The sequence below is a fragment of the Romboutsia weinsteinii genome (assembly GCF_002250835.2).
GTDB classification, from domain to species: Bacteria; Bacillota; Clostridia; order Peptostreptococcales; family Peptostreptococcaceae; genus Romboutsia_A; species Romboutsia_A weinsteinii.
The window spans coordinates 21,119-45,653 of the sequence record NZ_NOJY02000011.1 but is presented as its reverse complement, the minus strand read 5'-3'; the positions used below and the strand labels follow the sequence as shown (position 1 = coordinate 45,653).

Sequence of the window (24,535 nt, the reverse complement as noted above, 5' to 3'; positions counted from 1 at the left end):
ATGAGTTCTATTTATGAAACTATTAAATTTAGTAGTAAAATGCAGATGAATATATTTATTCATAGCGTTAACTATGTACAAAATCACTGGCATGAGAGTCTAGAGAGTTTATTTGTTTTAAAAGGAAATGTAAATATTGTTATAGATGAAAGTGCATACTATTTAAGCCAAGAAGATGTTATAGTAATCAATGCAAATGAAGTACACACAATAAGTTCTAATGATGACAATATAATTTTAGCACTTCAAATTCCTATAGATTTTATAAAACCTTATTATGAAGATATAGAAAATATAAAATTTAATTGCAAGTCAGTATTACTAAAAGATGAAGATAAATATATTATAGATGAAATTAGAAAAATACTAGCTAAGACTATGTGGACTTATAGCAAAGATGAAGAAGATTGTGAGATTAAGATACAATCTTTGGCATTTGAATTAATCTACATATTGTGCAGAAACTTTAAAGAGAAAGATGATGTATATAACAAAAGCGGAAATAAGTATTCAGAAAGATTAAAACGAATTATACAATATATAGATTTAAATTACAAAGAAGATATAAGCCTTAGTACCTTGGCAGAAAAAGAATATCTTTCTAACGCATATTTGTCTAAGTTTTTTAGAAAATACATAGGTAAAAACTTTCACTCCTATTTGAGTAGTATTAGATTAGAGCATGCTGTAAAAGATTTAATTTATAGTGATTTATCAATAACAGAAGTAGCTCTTAATAATGGATTTAATAATGAGAAAACCTTCTTTAATTTATTCAAAGAAAACTATGCACAAACTCCTAATTCCTATAGAAAAAAAATAAAAACTAATTTAAAAGAAATGAAAGTAAATGATGAAAGTTTTAATTATGTAAAAATAGATGAAGATAAAAAGTATACTTCATTATTTAAATACTTAGATGCAAAAGAAGATGGTAGTGATAAGAGGGTAAGCAGTAAAAGTAATGTAAAGATTGATTTAAATCAGAAGACAGAAAATATAAATCATAATTGGAAACTACTAACTACAATAGGTAGGGCTAAAGATGGACTAAATAAAGATATTCAAAATCAATTAAAAATGATTCAAAGAGAAATCGGATATAAGTATATAAGGTTCCATGGAATATTTGATGATGAAATGAAGGTTTATGATGAAGATGATAGAGGAAATATAATACTTAATTTTTCAGAAATAGATAAACTATTTAATTTTTTAGATAGTATTAACCTTAAGCCATTTATTGAACTAGGATTTATGCCTAGTAAATTAGCTAAAGAAGAAAAGAAAATATTTGATAGAGAGGCAATAATAAGTCCTCCTAAAGATATGAATAAGTGGAATATTCTTATAGCATCATTTATAAATCATTGTATAGTTAGATATGGATTAGAAGAAGTTAAAACTTGGTATTTTGAAGTATGGAATGAGCCTGAAATAGTTAATCTTTTTGGCTTTAAAGATGTAAGTGATTACTACAATTTATTTGAAAATACCTATAATACTATAAAATCTATATCTAAAGATATAAAAGTGGGTGCTCCAGGTATAAACTTTATATGTGATGGAAGTTATGAATGGTATCAAGGTTTTTATGATTTTTACTCTAGTAAAAACATAGATCCTGACTTTATATATAGTCATAGTTATACATATATTGTTGATAAAGATGTAAAAGAAATCGATATTAATTCCCTGAGCGAAAAGGGGATACTTCCTGAAGATGAGAATTTTTTACACAATTATATAGAAAAACTAAATGACGAGGTAAGAGAGATAAATAAAAAAGATAAAGAAATATATATAACAGAGTGGAATTCTTCACCTAGCCATAGAGAATTGACTCATGATACCTGCTACAAATCTGCATTTATAGTAAAGAATATAGTAGAGAATATGGATAGTACAAAGTCTTTGGCATACTGGGCTGTTAGTGATTTTATAGAAGAGTTGCCACTACCAGATGATGAGTATCATGGTGGTGTAGGATTAATAACACTAAATTCAATAAAAAAGGCGGCGTATAATGCTTTTTACTTATTAGCAAAGCTAGGGAGTGCTTTGGTAGATAAAGGAGACGGATATTATATAACTAGAAGTAGTAAAGGCTACCAAATAATCCTGTACAACTATTGTCATTTTGATAAATTATACTTATCTATGGATACATCCAAAATGACACAAGAAGATAGATACGGTGTATTTAAAAATGATAATTCTAAAGAATTTAATTTTATACTAGAAAACATAGATAGTGGAAATTACGAAATAAAGGAACACAGGGTAAATAGAAACCATGGAAGCTCTTTTGATGCTTGGATTGAAATGGGGGCTCAAAAATATTTAGAAATAGAAGAAGTAGAGTATTTAAAGAGCAAATCATATCCAAGTTATATAAGAAAAAATGAAAATATAAAAGATTCATATGAAATAAATAAAACACTACAACCTCATGAGATCCTATTACTTGAAATAAATAAAAAGTTAAATTAGAATAAGATACTTAATTAAAAAACTATCTCAGAATAAATAAATTTACTAATAAAATCAAAGAGATTATTAGCAAATTATATTCGGAGATAGTTTTTTTACTATTAATAAAAAAGGTAACAGGACAAAAATTTACAGTATTTAGATAAAAAAGTTGAAGGTAATTAATTTCTAAAACACTTAAAATTAAATTAAGAAATAGATAATAACTAGGAGGAGTTTTGATGAATAGATTAAGTAGATTAAGAAAGAAACCGTTTTTCTTAAATGATAAGGATGTTGCTTGGGTAGAGAGCACATTAAACAATATGACTTTAGAAGAAAAGATAGGGCAAATATTTTGCTTAATAGCTTACTCAGATGATAAAGAATATCTTAAAGGTTTATTAGATACAGTTAAACCTGGTGGAATAATGTGTAGACCTATGCCTCTAGAGCAAGTTGTAGAAGCTAATAGATTTTTACAAGAAAATTCTAAAAATCCAATGCTAATAGCTGCAAACTTAGAAAAAGGTGGAAATGGAGCAGTGTTAGAAGGAACAAGCTTTGGTTCTCCGATGGAAGTTGGTGCTACTAATGACTACACTCAAGGGTATAGACTAGGAGACATTTGTGGGGCAGAAGGTTCATCAGCGGGGATTAACTGGGCATTTGCACCAATAATAGATATAGATTATAACTTTAGAAATCCAATAACAAATACTAGAACATTTGGTTCAAATCCTGAAATAGTAAAAAATATGGGTGCTGAATATGTTAAAGCGGTTCAAAAATATGATATGGCAGCATCTATAAAGCACTTCCCAGGAGATGGAATGGATGAAAGAGATCAACATTTAGTAACTTCAATAAACAGCATGAGCTGTGATGACTGGGATAATACTTACGGAGAAGCTTATAAAGCATCAATAGAAGCAGGAGCTAAGACTGTAATGGTAGGTCATATAATGCAACCTTCATATTCTAAAAAGTTAAATCCAGAATTAGAAGATAGAGATATATTACCAGCATCTTTAGCACCAGAATTAGTTACAGGATTATTAAAAGAACAATTAAACTTCAACGGTTTAGTAGTTATAGATGCATCTACTATGGCTGGTATGATAATCCCAATGCCAAGAGAAGAAGCTGTGCCTAAGGCAATAGCAGCAGGATGCGATATGTTCTTATTTACTCGTAACTTAGAAGAGGATTATGAGTTTATGAAAAAAGGTGTTGAAAATGGAATAATAACAGCTGAGCGTTTAGATGACGCTGTAACAAAAGTTCTTGGACTTAAGGCATCATTAAAACTTCACACTAAAAAAGAAGAAAATACTATTTTACCAACTATTGAAAATGCAAAAATAGTAGTAGGAAAAGAAAAACACTTAGAGTGGTCAAAAGAATGTGCAGATAAGTCTATAACTTTAGTAAAAGAAGAAATAGATGTATTACCTATATCTCCTGAAAAATACAAGAAGGTTCTTTTATATTATATAGGAGCTGGAGCAAGTGAATTCTATGGAGCAAGACAGGGTGTATGTGAAATAGCAAAAGATAAGTTAGAAAAAGAAGGATTTGAAGTAGATATATTTAACCCTGGTGAAGGGTTTGAAGGAATGGTTGCTCCGTTTTCATCAGTAGTTGGAAAATATGACTTAATAATATATGTATCAAACTTAGCGACTAAGAGTAACCAAACTATAGTAAGAATAGAGTGGGATGAGCCTATGGGAGCTAACGTACCAATATATATGGAAAAAGTACCTACAATATTTATATCAGTAGAAAATCCATACCACTTAATAGATGTACCTCGTGTAAAAACATTCATAAACACTTACCATAGTTCAGATATAGTATTAGATGAATTATTTGAAAAGTTAATGGGAAGAAGTGAATTTAAAGGTCAAAACCCAGTAGATCCATTCTGTGGTATGTGGGACACAAGATTATAAACTTAATTTAAGGAGAATAGCATGGGAATAAAAGCAGTAATTTTTGACTTAGATGGAGTTATAGTTTCTACTGACGAATACCATTATAAGGCATGGAAAAGTATATCAGATAAAGAGAATATAAATTTTGATAGGACTATAAATAATAGATTAAGAGGCGTAAGTAGAGCAGAAAGCTTAGAGATAATATTAGAAAAAGCTAATAAAGAATACACTCAAGAGGAAAAAGAAGTTTTATTAGAAGAGAAAAATAATGTATATAAGAAACTTTTAACAAATCTTTCATCTTCAGAAATACTAGAAGGAGTTAATGAGGTTATAGATTATTTAAAATCTAATAACATAAAAGTTGCGATAGGTTCTTCAAGTAAAAATACTTCATTAATACTTGAAAAGATAGGATTATCAAATACTTTTGATGAAATAGCAGATGGAACAATGATAACAAAATCTAAGCCAGACCCACAAGTTTTCATATTAGCAGCAAATAAACTAGGCGTATCTGAAAAAGATTGCTTAGTAGTTGAAGATGCAGAAGCTGGAGTAGAAGCTGCACTTAATGGAAATATGAAAGTAGCAGCAGTAGGAGATGCTATAAAGTGTAATAAAGCAACTTTCAACTTAGATAAACTAATAAAATTAACTGATATAGTTAAGAAAAATAATTAAACTATACAATAGACTGAAATACCTAACAAAAATAACTAACATAAAAAAAACTAAGAGGTGGAGTATGTATAAAGAGCTAGTAAAACGTTTAGGGGAAAATAGCAAGGTAGAAATAATAAATGGTCAAGAAATAATAATAAAAGACATTCCAGAGGTTAAAGAACAAGGAACTCTAGACCCTAGAGTAATGGATGTAATGTTAAATCCAGAGAAGTATCCATATGAAAATAAAAAAGCAGATAAAACTTACACATATAACAATTTTCCAGTAGGTATGTTTCGTAGTATCTTTGGATGGGATAATGAGGATTTAACTAATGGAGAAATTGAAACAACTCATAAAATAATAAAAGGAATAAATGGAGATATACCTGTTAGGATATACTCACCAAAATCAGATGAAAAAATGCCAGCATTAGTATTTATACATGGCGGAGGATTTATAGCTGGTAGTGTAGATGTAGTTGAAAATCCTTGCAAATTTATAGCTAAAAAAGCTAATGCAGTAGTTATATCTGTTGATTATAGATTAGCACCAGAGCATCAATTCCCAAAAGGATTTGACGATTGCTTTGATGTTATCAAATGGGTATACAATAATGGAGAAGAAATAAACGTAGATTCAAACAAAATAGGGGTATCAGGAGATAGTGCTGGAGGGAATTTATCTGCAGTTTGTACTTTAAAAGACAGAGACTTAGGAACTAATATGATAAAATACCAAGCATTAATATATCCTGCAACAATAATATCAGAGAAAGAAACTCCATACTACAATTGGAGTCTAGATGATTATGAAATGAATTCTAATGAAGAACTTATTAAAAAGGCTGTTTGCGGACTTAAGGATTCAACAGGAATGCTAAGTTTATATATGACAGATAGCTCACTAGCAGAAGATAGATATGTATCACCTCTTTTAGTTGAAGACTTAAGCAATCTTCCAAAAACTTTAATGGTAGTTGGAGAATATGACTTTATAAGAACTCAAGGGGAGGCATATTCAAAAAGACTAAAAGAATCAAATATTGATTGTAGAACTATAAGATATAGAGGGATGGACCATGCATTTATAGATAAGCTAGGATTATATCCACAAGCAGAAGATTGTATGAATGAAATCGCTAATGATTTAAAATCTCTTTAATAATAAGCTAAAAAATAAACGCATATTTAAAATTAAATAAGTATGCGTTTATTTTCACACTGCGGGAAAATGTTTTCGGGATTGGAATTGTTCATAAAATTAGCAAATTGTTTATAGCTTTAGTAAATTATTTTAAGTTTGAGCAAATAAAGAAATCAAAGGGGGAAGTAAAATTGAGTAGAAAATATTCACAAGAATTACTAGATAAGATAGTTCAAAGACAAGAAATGGTCAACATAAAGGGAACGAATGTTTTGGTTAAAAAGTTACCTGATAGTGACGAAATAGGAGCAATGGATCCTCGTCTTTATAATGATATGAAAAAGCAATTAACAATAATGAAACTTATGCCTAAGAGCATGATGAAGATGGATGCTTCTCCAAAATCTGTTGAAAAGCTAAGAAATATGTTTGGTGAAGTTAAGAGTGTACCTATAGTAGAAAAGAAGATCGATATTGTAACTGAACATGTAAAAGCAAAGGATGGATATAAAATACCAGTACGTATTTATAAGTCTGAAACTATGAAAGAAAATGCACCTATTCTTTACTTTATACATGGTGGAGGATTCTTTGGAGGCTCTCCTGATGTAGTTGAGGAATTAATAAAATTGATTGTTGAAAAAACAGATATACTTGCTTTCTCTGTTGATTACCGTTTAGCACCAGAAAATCCATATCCAACTGGACATGAGGATTGTTATTCTGTATTAAAATGGGTATACGCTAATGTAGAGAGACTAGGTGCAAATAAGAAAAATTTATTTGTAGCAGGGGATAGTGCTGGAGGAAACTTAACACAATACTGTACAACAAGAGATATGGAAGAAAATTTAGGAATGGTTAAAGGACAATTGTTACTTTATCCTACTGTAAATATGGCAAACGTAGAAGATGAATTATTTAGATGGAGCAAAGATGAATATGAAATGCATCCTAAACATAGAAAAGGACTAGAAATGATGTTAGATATGTTTAGTGGAATGTCAGGGGAACTAGAAAGTATCTTAGGAACTGCTGATGTTAAAAACGTATATTTAACTCCATATATTGGAGATGGGAAAGGTCTACCACCTACGTTTATTACAGTAGGAGAACACGACTTCTTAAAGGTAGAATGTTTAGCTTATGCTTCAAAGTTAACTAAAGCGGGAGTTGATACAACAACTGTATTATATAAAGGTTTTGGTCATGCATATGGAGACAATATAGGTGTTTATCCACAAAGTGAAGATTGTGCAATTGAAATGGGTAATTTCATATTAAAATACAGTAGCTAAGGGGAGATAATATGAAAAAGGGGTATAAATTTTGTTTATCTATTGTTGGAATAATATTATTAGTATTTGCATTTACAGATATGAATATATCTAATGCTATTTATAATCCTGAAAGTAAATTTGGATTAATATTTGAAGCAATTGGTGAGTTTCCTGCTGCAATTATTGCAACATTTTGTACAGTTAGCTTAATGTTGACTAGAGACAAAGATAAGTCAATAAAATATAACTTAGGTACAGTTGGATATATTGTTTTGCTAATTTTCTTCTCATTTATGGCTGCTATGCTACCAGTGAAATATTTGCATGGATCTAAGGCTCTAATACCTGTACTTATGGTTATCTATATTTTAGCATCATATATGATAGCTAAGAAATATGCATCTACACACAAAGAAGAGTTACGAAGAGCGGCGATTGTAGGCGTATTAACATTTGTATTTGTAATAATTGCATTTAATTCAATCAAATTCCTATGGGGGAGAGAACGCTATAGACATATGATAGAGGTTGGATCTTTTGCTGGATATTCAATGTGGTTTATACCACAAGGTTTTGCATCAGGAAATGAATTTATGTCATTCCCATCAGGTCATAGTGCAAATTCTGCAATTATGGTTTGGATTACTTTAATACCAACATTTGTTACTAGTTTAAAGGATAAGAAGAATTTGTTTATAGGATTTGCAGGACTATGGACAATATTAGTTCCGATTAGTAGGATTGTTGTAGGAGCACATTTTGCATCAGACGTTACCATGGGAGTAACTATAACATTAGTAATATTTACTTTATTAAAAAACAAATATATAAATAAAGTGGGGGATAAAGATGAACAAAAACATATGCTTACAACATTAGTATGATAATATATATTTATATAGATAAAAAATTAGTAGAAAATAAATACATGGAGGTGAAAAGATAATGAGAAAAATTAGACACTCAGAAATTGTATAAGGCTCCGGGCAAAGTCTATAATAAAAACTTGTTTGGAGCCGTATTTAACATAAATACGGCTGATATAGCCATGGTAGATTTTGCTCGACTATGTACCAATAAAAGTAGATAGGAGCAAAAGTTATGAAGTACGAAAACGCAAATAATATTTTACCATCACATATTGTAGAGATACTACAAGAATACATTGAAGGTAAATATTTATATATACCCAAAAAAGATAATAACAAAAAATCTTGGGGAGAAGAAAGCGGATTTAAAAAAGAGTTGAATAATAGAAATATAGAAATAATTAATGAATATAACAATGGAAAAACCGTAAAAGAAATATCTGAAAATTATTATCTAACAGAACACAGTATTAGAAGGATTATCAGAAATCATAATAAATAATAGATTAAGTGCCTTAGAAATGTTAATAAATTACCCTAAGGCACTTTTTTTAGTACAAGAATAACTCAGAATTATATATGTACTTATTATTGTTTAATGATAAGTGATAATATTAAATTTATAATACAATAAGGGGAAATAAGTAAAATGATAAGAACTATAGAAAATAAAGATACAAATAAAATAATGGAGATATGGTTAAAAAGTACTATAAAAGCTCATGATTTTATACCAAAAGAATACTGGGAAGCTAACTTTGACTTAGTAAAAGACACTTATATTCCTATGTCAGATACATTTATTTATGAGGATGAAGAAGGTATAAAAGGATTTATTTCAATCATAAATAATGAATTTATAGGAGCATTATTTGTTGGAAATGACTATCAAGGCGGTGGTATAGGTAGTAAGTTAATACAATATGTATGTGATTTATATAATAATTTAACTCTGGCTGTGTATAAAGATAATACAAAATCTGTAGAGTTTTATAAGAAAATGAACTTTGAAATTATAAGTGAAGGAATTAATGAAGATAGTAAATATGTTGAATATACTATGAAATATTCAAATAAACCACAAGTTTATAAGCAGACAGAAGTGAAGTTTTGGGATGATGAATACATATCAAAACAAATGCTTAAGGCACATTTGGATCCTGACTTTGATGGAGCAACTAGAAAATTAGAATTTATAGAAAAATCAGTTGATTGGATAAGCAAGGTAGCTCCTCCTAATAAGCATACGAAATTATTAGATTTAGGATGCGGTCCTGGTATATATGCAAAAAGATTTTTTGAAAAAGGCTATATAGTTAAGGGAATAGATTACTCTAAGCGTTCAATTGAGTATGCACAAAGCGTAGCAAAAGAGAAAAATTTAAATATTGATTTTTTATATAAAAATTATTTAGATTTAGATTACAAAAATGAGTTTGATTTAGTTACATTAATATATTGCGACTATGGAGTGCTATCAAGTGAGAATAGAATGTCCTTAGCTAAGAAAGTCTATGATAGCTTAAAGCCTGGAGGCAAGTTTATATTAGATGTTTTTGCCTCAGAAAAATTCAATATATTTGAAGAATGTAAAACAAGAGAAGTTGTTAAAGACGGTGGATTTTGGAGCAATGAAGAGTACTTATGTTTAAATGGTAACTATAAATATGAAGATAAGACAATTTTAGAACAAGTTGCAGTAATAACGAAAGATGATACTAAGATATATTATATTTGGAACCATTGTTTTACAAAAGATAGCTTATTAAGTGAATTAAAGAATATTGGATTTAAATCAGTAGAGTTTTTTGGAAATATAGCAGGAGACGATTATACAGAAGATAGTCTGACTATGGCAATTATCTTAGAAAAATAATTTGCTTATACAATAAAATAAAAATACTGATGCTATGTAGATAAGCCACCATTCAAGGTGGTTTTAATTATATACAATGTTGTATAACAAGTGTTGACTATATACAACGTTGTGTATATAATGAAATTAATAAGAGATATTTAATAAAAAACTAAGGAGAGGCCTATGGTAAAATTGATTATTTTATATTACCTAAATATAAAATCAACGCATGGATATGAAATACAAAAATTCATTCAAGCTACAGGACTTGATGTTTGGGCTAAAGTTAAATCTGGTTCAATATACTACGCACTAAGCAAGATGGAAAAGAATGGAGAAGTAGAGCTATACAAAGAAGAAACCATTGGATCGAAAGTAAGAAAAATATATCAAATAACTGAAAAAGGTAAACTGGAACTTAAACATGCTATAGAGCAAGAACTAGACAAGCCACTTATGCCAATAGGTACAGATAAGTTTATAATACCAATAACTTTTAATCGATTAGATAAAAGTGAAGCTATAGATATAATAAATAAGCATATAAAAAGTCTTGAAGAAACGCTAGATTATTGGGAATACTGGAACGATATAAAAATAAACGAATCAACTTTACAAGTTGAAAGAATATCTTTTGAAATGACTGTAAATGGAATTAAGGACTCTATAAGATGGCACAAAGCTATAATAGATGAATATGATGAATATGTAAAATATAGTCAAAATCAAGAAGTAATGATTAAAAATATTGACTTTGGAGAAGTACAAGAGCCTAAAAATAGTGATGTTCAAACTGATAAAAAGAGAATTGAAGATCTTAGAGAAATAATTTTAAACAATCCAGAAAAGTCAAAAGAAGCTCTTGAAGAGCTAATGAATTTAATGAGTCAAGGAAAATAAGAATGTAGTGATATACTACATTTTTATTTAAAGATTATATACAATGTTGTATATAAAATATTTTATATAAAATGGAGGTTATACAATGAGTACAATTTTAGAAATACAATCACTAAGAAAAGTATTTGAAGAAAAAACAGTAGTAAATGAATTGAGTTTCAAAGTGAATAAAGGTGAGATACTAGGATTTTTAGGTCCTAATGGAGCAGGTAAAAGTACAACTATAAGTATGATTACAACTATATTAGACGCCGATGGAGGCAAGGTGCTATTTGAAGGTAGAGAAGTAGATACAAATGATAATAATTTTAAAAAAGCATTGGGGTATGTTCCTCAAGATATAGCTTTATTTAATGATTTAACTGCTTATGACAATGTTAAGTTTTTTGGAGCTCTTTATGGGTTAAAAGGAAGCTGTTTAAATAATAGAGTTAAAGAAACTTTAGAATTGGTAGGATTATATGATAGAAAAAGTGATTACCCAGATTCATTTTCAGGAGGCATGAAAAGAAGGCTTAACATAGCATGCTCAATAGTTCATAAGCCTAAAATTTTGATAATGGATGAACCAACAGTAGGTATAGACCCTCAATCAAGAAATAATATTTTAGAGGTAACAAAGAGCTTAAGAGATGAAGGAACTACGGTAATATATACATCTCACTATATGGAAGAGGTAGAAGCTATATGCACTAGACTTATTATTTTAGATAGTGGGAAGATAGTAGAATCGGGAGATAAAGAAGAAATCAAGACAAAGTATAAGCATAAAGGTTTAAACAATTTAGAAGAAATATTTTTATACATTACAGGAAAAGAATTAAGAGATTAGGAGGAGATATAATGAATGAATTTAAAGTATTATTTAAGCTTAGTATGAAAAAAAGAATAAAGGACTCCTTTTTAATAGGCTATGGAGTTACTTTTCCATTGATGCTAATTTCTATATTAGGGTATATGGCGACTAACTATTATTCTAAAGAAGGAGGAATAACATCATATTACTATTACTCAATGGTAACTATTCCTTTTTGTACTTTTTTATCATCAATAACACTTATATATGTTGCAAGGGAAGAAAGTTTAAACAAGTGTGGAGAAAGATTTATTATAGCTCCTATTAGCAAGGTATCTATAGTTTTATCAAAAATCCTTCCAGCAGCAATAGCTATGTCTGTATATAATTTAATTTTACTTTTGATATGTAGTTTAATATTTAAAGTAGATTATAGAGGCAGATTATTAGAGGTATATATACTTCTAATAAGTTTAGGATTTATGGCATCAGCATTTGGAACTTTGATTGGATTATGTAGCAAAGATTTTATGGCTATAAAAAATATTGTAAGTACACCGATCTTAATAATGGCTATGCTTGGAGGAAGCTTTTTTCCTATAGGGTCCTTAGGAAATGTATTTGAGATAATAAGTTATATATCACCACTTACATGGGTAAACAAGGGTATATTTATGATGCTAAATGATAACACAATGAATATATATATGATTTCTTTATTTATAATACTTGGCTTAGGTATGATATTTACAGTAGCAGCAGTAAAATGCTTTAAGAAGGAGGCATTTATATAATGGTATCATTAATAGTAGCAAAAAATGAATTCACAAGAAGTTTAAAAAGTAAAAAGAAATTAGTTCTAAGTTTTTTATTACCATTACTATCTATAACTGTGGCTATAGTAATTAATAATATGATGAAGCCATCTATTAATATAGGAGTAATAGACAATCAATATACTAATAAACAAGTTGAAGAAAAAATGAATAGTGTAGACAGGGTGAATTTGAGTAAGGCAAATGAAAACACTATTAATACAGATATGATTTTAGCTAAGTATCTAGGAGTAGTTGAATTTAAAAAGAATAATGACTTTGAAGTATATTGCTTAGATAAAAATATGAAAATAAATATTGAAAAAGCTGTATCTGATGCTATTAATAATGGTAATATTGATAAAACGAAAGATTTATTAAATATTTTAGATGATGGAAGTTTGAGTGCGGCCCAAAGAGGTAATGGATTTATATTTATTACTTTGATTATAACTTGCACTATGTCAGCTTCAGTTATGTTAAAAGATAAGGATGAGAAAATATTATGTAGATACTTAACAACACCTAATAAGCTATCTGGGTATATATTAGGAATTTACATTTATAATCTTATAAATACTATCATGCAAATTTTAGTATCATCAGTATTTATATATTTACTAAAGATAGATATGGGAATATCCATAAGTCAATTTGTTACTATAGGAATTGTAATATCTATTGTGGCTTCTAGTATATCAATATTAGTTACAGTAATATCAAATAGTGAATTGCAATCAGGTTTATTAGCATCTTCAATAGCTCTTGTAATGGCACTTTTTGGAGGAGCTTTTTTACCAATAGAAAAAATGCCAGATATGTTGAAATTTATAAGCAATATTTCAATTACAAAATGGATTATAGAGCTTACTTCTTCTATAAAAAATGGTATTAGTTATGGAAATAATTTAAGTATAATTATATTTATAATGTTTATTTCAAGTATTACAGTATTTGTATCTGTAAAAGTAGGAGAAAAGAAATTTAGATAAGTTGAAAAAGTTTTTTAAAAGGACAATGGAATAACCCCTTAGGTTAGTACCACATGGAATTTATCCATTTACTAATCTAAGGGGTTAAATTAAAATTTCAGACTATAAAAACTACTTTTTAGAATGAAAAATATTATCAAAATTATCAATATGTTAAGTACTTTGTTTACTAACAAGATATATCTACATTTGATTCATTAAGCACTTTAAAGAATGTTGTAAAATCATTGATTATACCATTTCTACACATTTGGTTCTCAATGAATAAACCAGCATTTTTATTAAATGGATCTATTGCTATTACTTTTCCTATTCCAGCTTTTTTTGCAGCTAAAAGCCCTGAATATGCATCTTCAATAACTAAACAATCCTTAGCTTTTAATTTAAGCTTCTCTGAAGCTATTAAGAATATATCTGGTTCTGGTTTACCTGGAAAGCTTCCATTGTCAAAAACAACTTTTTCTAAATCAAACCAATTTCCTAGATTAAATACATCAAAGTAAAAATCTACATTTTCTTTAACTGTTGCAGTGGCAATAGTCATAAGCATTTCTCGATGTTTTAGTTCATTTAAAACATTAATTAAACCATTTGTTAGTTTAAGGTCTTTTGGATGTTTTAGGCAAAGTTCACGATAATAGCTTTCCTTCTCAAAAGATAGTTTTTTTATTTCATCAGGTGTTAGTGAACTTGATATAAAGTGACTTAATATTTCTTTGTTAGTTCTACCGTGTAAATTAATTAAAATATCTTCATCTGTCATAGAGCCACTAGCATATTTGTTTACCATGTAAATCCAGGCCTCTTCATGTAAATGTGAATCCTGAAACATTGTACCATTAAAATCAAAAATTATTCCCTTCATAACTATTCCCCTTTGTATTTTAAAATTTTAATTATGCTCACCTGCTACTATTATGTCTACATATTGTTCATAGTGCTGTTTTACTTCTTTATTGATTGTATAATCTGTTATTAGATAATCTATATCATGTAGATTGTAAAAAACATAAAAATCATCTTTATTTAATTTTTTGTTATCTGCAATTAAGTATTTTGTCCTTGAGTTGTTAAGTGCTATTCTTTGAGCCTCTCCTTCTTCCACATTAGAAGTAGAAATATCTTCGTTATGAATGCCATTTGAACTTATAAAGGCTTTTGTGAAGTTTAGGTTTTTTAATGTAGAATTTGCAATAGGACCTACAAGTGCACCTGTATTTTTTCTAAAGTCACCACCTGTTAGTATTATATTAGCTGAATTAGATTGCTTCAATATATCGAAAACAGGATAGTTATTAGTAATTATTCGAATACGTTTATTTATCAGATGACGAGCTAATAATTCAATAGTAGTTCCAGGTCCAAGAAATACTGTATCTCCATCGTGTATATTGGAAGCTGCAATTTTTGCAATTTCTTCTTTCTCATTCATCTGAAGCTTTAGTTTTTCAGAGTGTGAGAGTTCTTGGTCTATAGCATAAGAAATGCTTTGTGCTCCTCCATGTATTCTAATTATTTTACCTGCTTTATCTAATTCATCTAAATATCTTCTTACAGTCATATCAGAAACATTTATATCATTTATTATTTCGTTAACTGTCACTATACCTTGATTATTTATCTTGTTTAATATTTTAACTAATCGCTCTCTTTTTAGCATAATTTATCACTCACTTTAAACATAATTTATCATTCCTTTTAAGCATAATTTATCATACAAACAAAACTAAGTCAATAAAAACAAACAAAAAACAACTAATAGAATAAAAAATAAACAAACAACTTAAATTTACTTTAAATACTTAGGAATGTAGCTATATAGCTGAAAAATGGCTTATATTATAAAAATATAAAATGCAAGAAAACGCTTGACTAAATAAAAATATAGAGTTAGAATTAAAACAAAAGATAACAAAAACGAAACATAACAAACAAAAAAGAACAGTGCTGAAAAATTCTTAAGTTGTTAATTAAAAAATAGGGGGATAGATTTATGTTCAAAAAATTACCTAATGATTTTATATTTGGTGGTGCTACAGCAGCTTATCAAGCTGAAGGGGCTACAAAAGAAGGCGGTAAAGGAGCTGTTGCGTGGGATGAATTCTTAGAAAAGCAAGGAAGATTTAGCCCAGATCCTGCAAGTGACTTTTATAATAAATTTGCAGATGACATAGAATTATGCGAAAAGTTTGGTGTAAATGGTATAAGGATATCTATAGCTTGGACTAGGATTTTTCCAACTGGAACTGGGGAAGTAAATACAGAGGGCGTAGACTACTATCATAGAATATTTGAAGAGTGTAAAAAGAGAAACGTAACTCCATTCGTAACTCTACATCACTTTGATACTCCTAAAACACTATTTGACAATGGGGATTTTCTTAATAGAGATACTGTAAGTGCTTTTGTAGATTACGCAGAATTTTGTTTTAAAGAGTTTAGTGAAGTAAGATACTGGGCTACATTTAATGAAATTTATCCAGTAGCTACAAATCAATACTTACTAGGAGTGTTTCCTCCATCTATAAAATTTGATTTTACTAAAATTATTCAATGCTTACATAATATGATGTTAGCTCATGCTATGACAGTTAATTTATTTAAGGATAATGAATATCCTGGAGAGATTGGAGTTGTCCATTCTTTAGAAACTAAATACCCAAATAGTGATTCGAAAGAAGATAAAAGAGCTTGTTTTCTAGAGGATGCTTTATCAATAAGATTCTTGTTAGATGCTACATACCTTGGATATTATTCAGAGGAAACTATGGAAGCGATTGATTATATTTGCAAAAATAATAATGCAACTTATGAATTTAGAGATGAAGATTTTGAGGTTATGAAAAAAGCATCTAATAGAAATGATTATCTAGGAATAAACCACTATCAATGTCATTTTGTTAAAGCATATGATGGTGAAAGCATGATCCATCATAATGGGACAGGTGACAAAGGAAGTTCAGTATATAGAGTTAAAGGTATAGGAGAACGTGTATATAAAGAAGGTTTACCTAGAACTGATTGGGATTGGCTAATTTATCCTGAAGGTATGTATGATATTCTTATGAGAATTAAAAGTGACTATCCTAATTACAATAAAATTTATATAACAGAAAATGGAATGGGATATAAGGATGAATTTGATAATGGAGTAATAATGGATAAACAGCGTATAGACTATATAAAAGTTTACTTAGAAGCAATCAGTGATGCAATAGCTGATGGAGTAGAAGTAAAGGGATATTTCCTTTGGTCTTTAATGGATTTATTCTCATGGACAAATGGATACAACAAACGTTATGGTTTATTCTATGTAGATTTTGAAACTCAAATACGATATCCAAAAGAATCTGCATATTGGTATAAGCGTGTTAGCGAAACTAAAACAATAATATAGAAATATTACATTTAATACTTATTAGGGGGAAATTGATATGAATAAAGAAGAATTACAAATGCTTGGATTTGAGATAGTTGCTTATGCAGGGGATGCAAGAAGCTCATTAATGAAATTATTAAAAGAAGTTAGAAGCGGTAACTTTGATAATGTTGAAGCGCAGTTAAAAGATGCAGATGAAAACCTTTCACTAGCTCATAATGCACAAACTAAAATGTTAGCAGAAGAAGCTTCAGGAAAAAGCATGGATTTGAGTGTAATATTTGTTCATGGTCAAGATCATTTAATGACAACTCTTTTATTAAGAGAACTTGTTCAAGATTTTATTGAACTTTATAAAAAAACAAAGTAAAAAAGAATCTAATAGGGGGATGTTTCAATGGATTTTATAATAAAGCAAATTGAAAAGGGTAAACCATTTTTCGAAAAGATTTCTAGAAATATTTATTTATCAGCTATTAGAGATGGATTTTTGACAGCAATGCCGGTTATTTTATTTTCAAGTATATTTATATTAATTGCAGCAGTTCCAAATTCATTTGGATTTTATTGGCCGGATAATATTTCTAACTGGCTGTGGAAGGTTTATGGATACTCAATGGGGGTAGTTGGACTATTAGTTGCTGGTACTACAGCAAGATGTTTGACTGAGTCAATGAATAGAACTATGCCAAAGAATAAGGTTATAAACTCTGTATCAACTATGTTAGCGGCGATAGTAGGATTTTTACTTTTAAGTGTTAATCAAATTGAAGGTGGTTTTTCTACTGATTATATGGGTACAAAGGGGCTTATGGCTGCGTTTGTATCAGCGTTTGTTACGGTTAATATTTATAAGTTTTGCGTGAAAAAAGACATAACTATAAAAATGCCAAAAGAAGTTCCAGGAACAATTTCTCAAACATTTAAGGATGTTTTTCCTTTTGGATTTTCTGTATTAGCAATGGTTTGTATTGATTTAGCTGTTAGAAGTATTACAGGAACTTCTTTTGCGGAAGCTATTATAAATATGTTACAACCATTATTTACAGCAGCAGATGGATATTTAGGAATTTCAATAATATGGGGAGCTATGGCATTTTTCTGGTTTGTAGGAGTTCACGGTCCATCGATAGTAGAGCCTGCAATAGCTGCTATTATATATGCAAATGTTGCAACTAATTTAGAATTATTCAATGCAGGACAACATGCATCAAATGTTTTAACAGTTGGATTAGGTAACTTTGTAGGAACAATGGGAGGAACAGGAGCTACTTTAATTGTACCTTTTATATTCTTATTATGTGCAAGGTCTAAACAGTTAAAAGCAGTAGGTAAAGCATCAGTAGTACCTGTATGCTTTGCAGTAAATGAACCTTTACTTTTCGCAGCTCCAATTATACTAAACCCATATTTCTTTGTACCATTTTTATTAACACCAATGGTAAATGTTTGTATATTTAAATTCTTTGTAGATGTAATTGGAATGAATAGTTTTATGTATGTATTACCATGGGCAACACCAGCTCCATTAGGATTAATATTAGGTACAGGATTTAGTTTATGGGCATTTGCATTAATAGCAGTTTTAATTGTTGTAGATTTTATAATATACTTACCATTTTGTAAAGCTTACGATTCACGTTTATTAGAAGTAGAATTAGAAAAAGCAAATGAAGAGAGTAAAGAAGAAGCTAAAGAGACCTTAACAGAACCTAAAGTTGCTTTAAGCACTAGTGATGGCGAAATAGAAGTTGCTTCAGATTTAGTGGATAGAGTAGCTAAAAGTATGAATGTATTAGTTTTATGCGCAGGAGCAGGAACTAGTGCTATGTTAGCAAATGCTTTAGAAGAAGGTGCAAAAGAGTGTGATGTACCTATATCTTCAGCGGCAGGAGCGTATGGGTCACATTATGAAATTATGAAAGATTTTGATATGATAATTCTAGCACCACAAGTTGGTTCTTACTATGATGATATAAAGCAAGATACTGATCGTCTAGGAATTAAATTAGTAGCTACAAAAGGAGCAGAGTATATCAATTTAACAAGAGCTCCCAAAAAGGCCGTGGATTTTGTAATAAGTCAAATAGGATAGTAAAAATGAAGGGGAGAGGAATTGTATATGGGAAGAAAAATAATATCTTTTCTGATGCTTGTATGTATTACAGTACTTATGGTACAACCTTATAAAGTAGATGCTGCAGAGCTGCCATATGATAAGCTAGACAAGTATGTTGACAAGAACGGATTACAGAAGGTTTATGACACAATATTCGATGAAAATCTTACAAAGCATGATGTTAAGATAGTACCTGAAGGTAAAGCGAAAAATCTCCCAGTTGCTATGGTAAAGTTGGAAAATGGGAAGGTAGGCTATTATGTTAATGGTGAACCATATTATCCACTAGCTATAGAAACAGGATGGTGGGACACTCGTGTAGATGATAACGGTAAGGAAAATTCAAATTCAAATGATGTAGGAGATAACTTCAAAGATATCACTGATGAAGAGTGGAATTCATATTTTTCAGATATGAAAGATATTGGTTTTAACACGGTTCAGCTAATGACATATTGGAGAGATTGGGAGCCTGTACAAGGACAATATGATTTTACTTTTTTAAATCATGTAACAGATCTTGCAGCTGCAAATGGATTAAAAACAGAATTGATAATTTTCTTCCATAGTCAGACAGATAATATTCCAAGAGAAATGGATGATTTCTGGGGATACAAATTTGATAGTAAGACTATAGATGGTAAAGAGTATGCACTTACTATGCAGTGGGGAAATAGTCTTACATCATCAGCAGATATTAGAGCCCATAGAGATAAGCATAATAATGCTAGTGCTGGAATTGAAAATTTCTTGGAATATTGGCATCCTGAAGTGTTTGAAGGAGTTACAAATGCATTAGAAGCACTTGGTAAAAACTTTGTGAATTCACCTAATATTATAGGATATCAGATTGGAAATGAAGAAGGATTTAATTACTATGTTGATAATGGAAATGACAAAAATCCGTATTATAAAGAATTGAAAGAAATGTATAAGTCTGATCCCCAAAATGCAGGTAAAGATGATAATAAGTTCCGTGCAGAAACAATTAATAATTTATGGAAATGTTTCAGTAATGCTCTTCACAAAGGAGATCCTTATAAACCAACTACTACAAATACTCAATCTGGAAATACAGAAAAATGGGGAGTTACAGATGGTCAGTATGCTCCTGATGGAATGACTCTAGATCTTTATAAGAGTGTAGATATGATTGGAAGTATGTTCTATGGCGAAGCTCATAGATTATATGAAAATCTTGATACTGTCTACAATACTTATAAAAAGGGAAATATAAAGGATACTTACGCAACAGGACTTCCTATATTGTTCCCAACAGAAATAAGTGGAACTATGAATGATGGAAGTGTTGCAAAACAGATTACTGCTCAGACAATAGCTAGAGGTGGTCAAGGAATAGGCATATATTGTTATGGAGAATTATATAATGACTTCGAAAATAATGGAACAAGTTCTCCAAAACCAGTACTTGAAACTGTTAAAACAATGCTTCAAGTACTTGAAGATAACGAAGAGCTTATCCATTCAGGATTACCTGTAACAGCGGATATGACAAAAAATATTTTTATGGAAATTAAAGAAATAAGTAATGGACAGGAGAGTCAAGGAAATCCTAAATTAGATGTACTTGAAGGACAAGATAAGAATGCTCTTGGAGTACTTCATTTTCCTGGAAACTCAAATAGCGGAAATGGCTCAGCGGGAAGCGCAAAGAGAACAGTGACTGTAACACTTTCTGCCAAAGAGTCAGGTAATTATAAAGTAACATTAGGTAAGACAGACGGTACTGTTGATGTTAAGAATATTAATGTTGAAAATGCAAACGGGGAAGCTGAATTTACAGTTGATACAACTGGTTTAGATGTTGTATATATTACTGCTGAAAAGAATTTATAGAGGATATTCTGGAATCAACTACTAGATAAAGTAAATCAGGATATTCTAATTGATAGGCTATAAAAGATAATAGAAGAGGAAGAGCTAAGTAAAATTTTACTTGGCTCTTTTTTGTGGTGTGGACAGCATGAAAAACCATCTATAACGGTTTGTATACCTGTTATTATCATTGCGATGATAGCTGGTACTGAAAATTTTATAGTTAATATGGATAGAGTTAATGGCATGGATAAGGAATGGAATGTATGACGTTGATATGTATGAGGATATTTTAGAGGAAACTAATAAGACGAATGACCTTGTAAAAGAAATGCTTGAGATATCAAAACTTGAGTCACCAACATTTCAACTAAAGAAAGAAATATTTGATTTAGGAAGTATATTTTTAAAAGAAACAGATAAGCTTTGATCTATGATAAAAGAGAAATGTATAGAGATAAACTATGATGATTTTGATGAAGTTATAGTAATTGGAGATAAAAAAGAATAAATCAAGTAGTCACTAATTTATTAACTAATGCTATCAAATACACTCCAAATGGTGGACAGGTAAATGTATCAATAGAATTAGTAGAATATAAAAATGAGTATGTATTCTCTATAGAAAACTTTGGAGTTACTTTAAGTAAGGATGAGTTAGATAAAATCTGTAACGTAATTAGAAATGCGGAATATATTATATTATGGAAGGAGGTGTCTTAATATGTCATGTGATTGCAATTGTCATCATGAAGAACCAAAATTTAAATCATTAATATTTAATGCTGGAAACATGAATGATGCTAATACCACTGGATCTGACACTGAACAACTTGGAGGTTCTGGGATTTTTATATTAGGATGGCTTATGCCTCAAGGTGATACAGATGAGTATACATTGACTTTTAGTGTTCCAAAAGATGCTGAAAAAGGATGCAGAAATGCTAGAGTATTTGTTCATTTAATAAGCGATAATTCAAGTACACCAATAGGAAATAGATTCTCAATTAGATTTTCATCATTATTTACTAGAGCTAATGGGGTAATAGATATAGCTGATTTAAATACTGTTAATAGAACCAATATTCCAGTTCAAAACTCACCAGGTAATCAGCAATATAATCATTATGTTTTAGAGTTTAGATTAGAAGATATTATCAGACAAGAAGATTTTGCATTATTGAGCATTGCTCGTATTCCAGCTACTAATGACTTTGAGGGTCCGGTAGCTATAACTAGTGTAGAATTTAGATATTTAAGCTGTTAATTATACAAAGTATTACTAGATTTAAATAACTCAATTGGAAAAGAATTTAATATAAATATTTAATGGTATGGATGATTCTTAGGAATCGTCTTCAACATTAAAAACCACAAAAACCATATTGATGAAATATTCAATATGGTTTTTTAAAAATAAAAAAAGGTAAAAAAAGTTTGTATCTATTAATAATAATTTTGTTGATAGCAGTATTAATTTATTTGAAATCAAGTGGAGTTTTAAGTTATATGTCATCATTAGAAAATTTAAAAACATATATAGAAGGTATAAAATAATATTTGATATTGTAACGATAGGGAGATGCTCTACTAATGATTTAATCATTTTATAGCACTCCCTTTTATTAAATACAAAAAAGGAGATGCAGATGAAAAAATACTGTTAGTTGAAGATGATGAAGTATTAGCAATGGCTACAGAGTTTTCTTTGGTAGAAGAAGGATATGCTGTTAAGCATGTACTTACTGTAGAAGATGCTAAAGATGAGATGAATAATAATGACTATGATTTAGCAATACTTGATATAAATTTGTCTGATGAAAATGGATATGACATATGTAAATATATTAAAAAACTAAAGATATCCCAGTAATATTATTAAATGCAAAGGGTCACAAGTAGATATAAAAAGTAGAGCTAAGAAAACTACTTCACATAAAGTAAGAACCTTCTCCTAACATTTACATATGATATATAGAACAATATTTATATCATAAAAAGGGGAATCATCAATGGAAAGAAATTATTGGCAAGAATATTGGGACAATTATTGCAAGTTTATGGCTGTATATCTTAGAGAGTTACAAGATGCATATCCTGATGCAGATGTTACAAATGAATACGTGGAAGTTGCTAACTTATTTGCGCCTTCTATGCCTTTTGAAGATTACGAGAATTATGAGGATAGCTATTTAGAAGCAGATAACGATCCTGCTCCTTTTATGTTTCCTGGAGCTATGCAAATTCCTACTCCTTCTATGTCACCTGGTGGTGGGCAAGCTCCGACACCTTTCATATCACCTGGTGGAGGGCAGTTTACTATAAATAACTGTAGAAGGATGGCAATAGTTAGGATAGAAATGAGAAGAGGCTTTAACCCTTCTAATTTCTTCATGGTAGTAGATAGAGCTGATCGTAGAAGTATTCAAGGATTTAGAATAGCTTGCGAAGCTGGTAGAATTAGATTTGTACCAATGGCTGTAGAATATAGAAATATTAATTTTATAGAATGTGCATTTTAGATTAAACCTAATAAAAGATATTGGCTATATAGTCAGTATCTTTTTTTGAGCAAAATATTATGATATTTATACTAGATTTAATAATATATACATTTACAAAATAATACATTAAATATGCTATAATAGCCTTGTATTATATGAAAATGATAATGTTAATAAAGTTATGAATAAGACTTATGTTGTATAGGAGAGTAAGTATGAAGAATCAAATATTAATTATAGAGGACGATAATGAAATATCTAATATGATTGCAGATTATCTTAGAAAAAGTGGATATGAAGCTTATATAGCTAAAGATGGAGTAACAGGTGTTAAACAAGTAATAGAAAAGAAACCTGATTTAATTATCCTAGATATTATGTTGCCATATAAGAGTGGTGATGAGGTCTTAAGAGAAGTCAGAGAGTTTTCTGATATTCCTATAATAGTTGTATCTGCAAAAGAAAATGTACAGTTTAAAGTTGATTTATTTAAAATAGGAGTGGATGACTATGTAGTTAAACCATTTGATTTGTCTGAACTTTTAGCAAGAATTGAGATGAATCTAAAGAGATATACAAGACTAACAAGTCAACAAGTACTTTATAAATACAAGAATATAACACTAAACTATGACCTAAAGGAAGTTTTCTTTGAGAATAATATTATCAAACTAACATCTAAGGAATTTGAGATTTTATATTTATTTTTAAAGTATCCTAATAAGGTGTTTTCCAAAAAAAATATTTACGAAACAGTTTGGAGAGATTCGTATACATATGATAACGATACAATAAATACTCATATAAGTAATATAAGAAAGAAGATTGATTGTGAACTAATAGAAACAGTTTGGGGCATGGGGTATAAATTAAAGTAATTATTTTAGAATTTCTTTAGAATTGAGTTTAGAAAAACTTATATTCTAAATAGTATTATTAAAGGCAAAGGAGATGATAAA

25 protein-coding genes are annotated in these 24,535 nt (G+C 29.4%); 23 read left to right on the top strand and 2 right to left on the bottom strand.

Translation table 11 applies throughout. The features are described from left to right. From CHL78_RS08210 to CHL78_RS08155, 12 genes are all read left to right on the top strand, one after another. On the top strand, nt 1-2,493 hold the full coding sequence (locus tag CHL78_RS08210) for a GH39 family glycosyl hydrolase (protein ID WP_094367527.1): 2,493 nt from the start codon (nt 1-3) through the stop codon (nt 2,491-2,493). 221 nt (nt 2,494-2,714) lie between these two features. Next, complete coding sequence (locus CHL78_RS08205; RefSeq protein WP_094367528.1) at nt 2,715-4,430, top strand: glycoside hydrolase family 3 protein; 1,716 nt, start codon at nt 2,715-2,717, stop codon at nt 4,428-4,430. Between the two features lie 21 nt (nt 4,431-4,451). Next, the gene (pgmB, locus tag CHL78_RS08200) at nt 4,452-5,099 is read left to right on the top strand and encodes a beta-phosphoglucomutase (protein ID WP_094367529.1); all 648 of its coding nucleotides are present in this window, start codon (nt 4,452-4,454) and stop codon (nt 5,097-5,099) included. Between the two features lie 64 nt (nt 5,100-5,163). Further along, entirely contained in the window at nt 5,164-6,246 is a 1,083-nt protein-coding gene (locus CHL78_RS08195) for an alpha/beta hydrolase (protein WP_094367530.1), read from the top strand. A gap of 173 nt (nt 6,247-6,419) precedes the next feature. Beyond that, nucleotides 6,420-7,526 carry an alpha/beta hydrolase gene (locus tag CHL78_RS08190; RefSeq protein ID WP_094367531.1) on the top strand — a complete coding sequence of 369 codons (1,107 nt, stop codon included), beginning with the start codon at nt 6,420-6,422 and terminating at the stop codon, nt 7,524-7,526. 11 nt (nt 7,527-7,537) lie between these two features. Next, nucleotides 7,538-8,392: a phosphatase PAP2 family protein gene (locus CHL78_RS08185; protein ID WP_094367532.1), complete on the top strand. Its 855-nt coding sequence runs from the start codon at nt 7,538-7,540 to the stop codon at nt 8,390-8,392. Between the two features lie 217 nt (nt 8,393-8,609). Continuing rightward, nucleotides 8,610-8,879, top strand: a complete 270-nt coding sequence (locus tag CHL78_RS08180) for a CD3324 family protein (RefSeq protein ID WP_094367533.1) — start codon at nt 8,610-8,612, stop codon at nt 8,877-8,879. Between the two features lie 147 nt (nt 8,880-9,026). After that, entirely contained in the window at nt 9,027-10,253 is a 1,227-nt protein-coding gene (locus CHL78_RS21420; protein WP_094367534.1) for an N-acetyltransferase, read from the top strand. A 165-nt stretch (nt 10,254-10,418) separates the two neighbouring features. Continuing rightward, nucleotides 10,419-11,135 carry a PadR family transcriptional regulator gene (locus CHL78_RS08170; protein WP_094367535.1) on the top strand — a complete coding sequence of 239 codons (717 nt, stop codon included), beginning with the start codon at nt 10,419-10,421 and terminating at the stop codon, nt 11,133-11,135. Between the two features lie 85 nt (nt 11,136-11,220). Beyond that, nucleotides 11,221-11,967: an ABC transporter ATP-binding protein gene (locus CHL78_RS08165; protein ID WP_094367536.1), complete on the top strand. Its 747-nt coding sequence runs from the start codon at nt 11,221-11,223 to the stop codon at nt 11,965-11,967. A gap of 11 nt (nt 11,968-11,978) precedes the next feature. Further along, nucleotides 11,979-12,725: an ABC transporter permease gene (locus tag CHL78_RS08160; protein ID WP_094367537.1), complete on the top strand. Its 747-nt coding sequence runs from the start codon at nt 11,979-11,981 to the stop codon at nt 12,723-12,725. Continuing rightward, on the top strand, nt 12,725-13,738 hold the full coding sequence (locus CHL78_RS08155) for an ABC transporter permease (protein WP_094367538.1): 1,014 nt from the start codon (nt 12,725-12,727) through the stop codon (nt 13,736-13,738). Before CHL78_RS08160 ends, CHL78_RS08155 begins: the two co-directional genes overlap by 1 nt. A gap of 169 nt (nt 13,739-13,907) precedes the next feature. On the opposite strand, the gene CHL78_RS08150 is transcribed toward CHL78_RS08155, so the two are convergent. Beyond that, nucleotides 13,908-14,603 (bottom strand): HAD family hydrolase, encoded by a 696-nt coding sequence (locus CHL78_RS08150; protein WP_094367539.1) that lies wholly within the window; start codon nt 14,601-14,603, stop codon nt 13,908-13,910. Between the two features lie 27 nt (nt 14,604-14,630). Continuing rightward, a complete protein-coding gene (locus tag CHL78_RS08145) occupies nt 14,631-15,398 on the bottom strand; it encodes a DeoR/GlpR family DNA-binding transcription regulator (RefSeq protein WP_094367540.1) in 768 nt (255 codons plus the stop codon). 333 nt (nt 15,399-15,731) lie between these two features. Here CHL78_RS08145 and lacG point away from each other — a divergent pair, with 333 nt between their 5' ends. The 11 genes from lacG (at nt 15,732) to CHL78_RS08090 (ending at nt 24,454) form a co-directional block, all read left to right on the top strand. Then, a complete protein-coding gene (lacG, locus tag CHL78_RS08140; protein WP_094367541.1) occupies nt 15,732-17,135 on the top strand; it encodes a 6-phospho-beta-galactosidase in 1,404 nt (467 codons plus the stop codon). Nucleotides 17,136-17,172: 37 nt separating this feature from the next. Next, complete coding sequence (locus CHL78_RS08135) at nt 17,173-17,487, top strand: PTS lactose/cellobiose transporter subunit IIA (RefSeq protein ID WP_094367542.1); 315 nt, start codon at nt 17,173-17,175, stop codon at nt 17,485-17,487. 27 nt (nt 17,488-17,514) lie between these two features. Then, nucleotides 17,515-19,212 (top strand): lactose-specific PTS transporter subunit EIIC, encoded by a 1,698-nt coding sequence (locus CHL78_RS08130; protein WP_094367543.1) that lies wholly within the window; start codon nt 17,515-17,517, stop codon nt 19,210-19,212. A 27-nt stretch (nt 19,213-19,239) separates the two neighbouring features. Further along, a complete protein-coding gene (locus CHL78_RS08125; RefSeq protein WP_094367544.1) occupies nt 19,240-21,093 on the top strand; it encodes a beta-galactosidase in 1,854 nt (617 codons plus the stop codon). A gap of 111 nt (nt 21,094-21,204) precedes the next feature. Further along, the gene (locus CHL78_RS20710; RefSeq protein WP_158540660.1) at nt 21,205-21,342 is read left to right on the top strand and encodes a hypothetical protein; all 138 of its coding nucleotides are present in this window, start codon (nt 21,205-21,207) and stop codon (nt 21,340-21,342) included. Next, nucleotides 21,314-21,502, top strand: coding sequence for a hypothetical protein (locus CHL78_RS08115; RefSeq protein ID WP_116041371.1), 189 nt, complete (start codon nt 21,314-21,316; stop codon nt 21,500-21,502). Before CHL78_RS20710 ends, CHL78_RS08115 begins: the two co-directional genes overlap by 29 nt. Before the next feature lie 77 nt (nt 21,503-21,579). Then, nucleotides 21,580-21,795, top strand: coding sequence for an ATP-binding protein (locus tag CHL78_RS21580; RefSeq protein ID WP_094367581.1), 216 nt, complete (start codon nt 21,580-21,582; stop codon nt 21,793-21,795). A 1-nt stretch (nt 21,796) separates the two neighbouring features. Further along, a complete protein-coding gene (locus tag CHL78_RS08105; protein ID WP_094367545.1) occupies nt 21,797-22,339 on the top strand; it encodes a hypothetical protein in 543 nt (180 codons plus the stop codon). Nucleotides 22,340-22,681: 342 nt separating this feature from the next. Further along, complete coding sequence (locus tag CHL78_RS08100; protein WP_330408599.1) at nt 22,682-22,945, top strand: response regulator transcription factor; 264 nt, start codon at nt 22,682-22,684, stop codon at nt 22,943-22,945. A gap of 139 nt (nt 22,946-23,084) precedes the next feature. Beyond that, nucleotides 23,085-23,594 carry a hypothetical protein gene (locus tag CHL78_RS08095; protein WP_094367547.1) on the top strand — a complete coding sequence of 170 codons (510 nt, stop codon included), beginning with the start codon at nt 23,085-23,087 and terminating at the stop codon, nt 23,592-23,594. 197 nt (nt 23,595-23,791) lie between these two features. Further along, a complete protein-coding gene (locus tag CHL78_RS08090; RefSeq protein WP_094367548.1) occupies nt 23,792-24,454 on the top strand; it encodes a response regulator transcription factor in 663 nt (220 codons plus the stop codon). Nucleotides 24,455-24,535: the final 81 nt, after the last annotated feature.

Excerpts from the sequence above, each read along its gene's own strand:
- CHL78_RS08210 (WP_094367527.1), top strand. The coding sequence starts at position 1 with ATGAGTTCTATTTATGAAACTATTAAATTTAGTAGTAAAATGCAGATG.
- CHL78_RS08205 (WP_094367528.1), top strand. The coding sequence starts at position 2,715 with ATGAATAGATTAAGTAGATTAAGAAAGAAACCGTTTTTCTTAAATGAT.
- pgmB (WP_094367529.1), top strand. The coding sequence starts at position 4,452 with ATGGGAATAAAAGCAGTAATTTTTGACTTAGATGGAGTTATAGTTTCT.
- CHL78_RS08195 (WP_094367530.1), top strand. The coding sequence starts at position 5,164 with ATGTATAAAGAGCTAGTAAAACGTTTAGGGGAAAATAGCAAGGTAGAA.
- CHL78_RS08185 (WP_094367532.1), top strand. The coding sequence starts at position 7,538 with ATGAAAAAGGGGTATAAATTTTGTTTATCTATTGTTGGAATAATATTA.
- CHL78_RS08180 (WP_094367533.1), top strand. The coding sequence starts at position 8,610 with ATGAAGTACGAAAACGCAAATAATATTTTACCATCACATATTGTAGAG.
- CHL78_RS21420 (WP_094367534.1), top strand. The coding sequence starts at position 9,027 with ATGATAAGAACTATAGAAAATAAAGATACAAATAAAATAATGGAGATA.
- CHL78_RS08170 (WP_094367535.1), top strand. The coding sequence starts at position 10,419 with ATGGTAAAATTGATTATTTTATATTACCTAAATATAAAATCAACGCAT.
- CHL78_RS08165 (WP_094367536.1), top strand. The coding sequence starts at position 11,221 with ATGAGTACAATTTTAGAAATACAATCACTAAGAAAAGTATTTGAAGAA.
- CHL78_RS08160 (WP_094367537.1), top strand. The coding sequence starts at position 11,979 with ATGAATGAATTTAAAGTATTATTTAAGCTTAGTATGAAAAAAAGAATA.
- CHL78_RS08155 (WP_094367538.1), top strand. The coding sequence starts at position 12,725 with ATGGTATCATTAATAGTAGCAAAAAATGAATTCACAAGAAGTTTAAAA.
- CHL78_RS08150 (WP_094367539.1), bottom strand. The coding sequence starts at position 14,603 with ATGAAGGGAATAATTTTTGATTTTAATGGTACAATGTTTCAGGATTCA.
- CHL78_RS08145 (WP_094367540.1), bottom strand. The coding sequence starts at position 15,398 with ATGCTAAAAAGAGAGCGATTAGTTAAAATATTAAACAAGATAAATAAT.
- lacG (WP_094367541.1), top strand. The coding sequence starts at position 15,732 with ATGTTCAAAAAATTACCTAATGATTTTATATTTGGTGGTGCTACAGCA.
- CHL78_RS08135 (WP_094367542.1), top strand. The coding sequence starts at position 17,173 with ATGAATAAAGAAGAATTACAAATGCTTGGATTTGAGATAGTTGCTTAT.
- CHL78_RS08130 (WP_094367543.1), top strand. The coding sequence starts at position 17,515 with ATGGATTTTATAATAAAGCAAATTGAAAAGGGTAAACCATTTTTCGAA.
- CHL78_RS08125 (WP_094367544.1), top strand. The coding sequence starts at position 19,240 with ATGGGAAGAAAAATAATATCTTTTCTGATGCTTGTATGTATTACAGTA.
- CHL78_RS08115 (WP_116041371.1), top strand. The coding sequence starts at position 21,314 with ATGGCATGGATAAGGAATGGAATGTATGACGTTGATATGTATGAGGAT.
- CHL78_RS08105 (WP_094367545.1), top strand. The coding sequence starts at position 21,797 with ATGTCATGTGATTGCAATTGTCATCATGAAGAACCAAAATTTAAATCA.
- CHL78_RS08095 (WP_094367547.1), top strand. The coding sequence starts at position 23,085 with ATGGAAAGAAATTATTGGCAAGAATATTGGGACAATTATTGCAAGTTT.
- CHL78_RS08090 (WP_094367548.1), top strand. The coding sequence starts at position 23,792 with ATGAAGAATCAAATATTAATTATAGAGGACGATAATGAAATATCTAAT.